Source organism: Vibrio sp. 2132-1, assembly GCF_033344315.1.
Genome location: NZ_JAWPON010000630.1, coordinates 1 through 575, shown reverse-complemented (window position 1 = coordinate 575; position 575 = coordinate 1). Strand labels below are relative to the sequence as shown.

Below are 575 nucleotides of genomic sequence, written 5' to 3'. Positions count from 1 at the left end.
ACCCCACATTATAAGTAAGTCTAATTTGCTTAATATCTCAACTACTTATATAAAACACTGATACATTCACAAAATGGAACTCACTATGACTGCACTGATTGTCTTTATTGTTATTGTTCTGCTGGTTGTGGTTTACGCAATCAGTATTTACAACAAGCTCGTTACTCTACGAAATCGCTTTAAAAACAGCTTCGCTCAAATCGAAGTTCAACTGAAACGTCGATACGACCTAATTCCGAATTTAGTAAACACCGCTAAAGGTTACATGGATCATGAGAAGGAAACGTTTGAACGCGTGATCCAAGCTCGTAACCAAGCAATAGCAGGTTTAAAAGCCGCCAGTGATGCGCCAGATAGTGATGCTGCAATTAGCCAGCTTAGCCAAGCAGAAGGCATGTTACAAAACGCTCTCGGCAAACTGAACGTTGTGGTAGAAGCCTACCCTGAATTGAAAGCAAACGAGACGATGAGCCAACTCCAAGAAGAGCTAACCAGTACCGAAAACAAAGTCGCGTTTGCCCGCCAAGCATTTAATGATGCCGTGACCAGCTACAACACTTACAAGCAAACATTCC

Annotated in this window: 1 protein-coding gene; it reads left to right on the top strand. The window is 41.9% G+C overall.

Annotated elements, in window-relative coordinates; translation table 11 throughout:
- Positions 1–85: 85 nt before the first annotated feature.
- On the top strand, positions 86–575 hold a 490-nt coding region (locus R8N47_RS27070), incomplete at its 3' end, for a LemA family protein (RefSeq protein ID WP_318186350.1).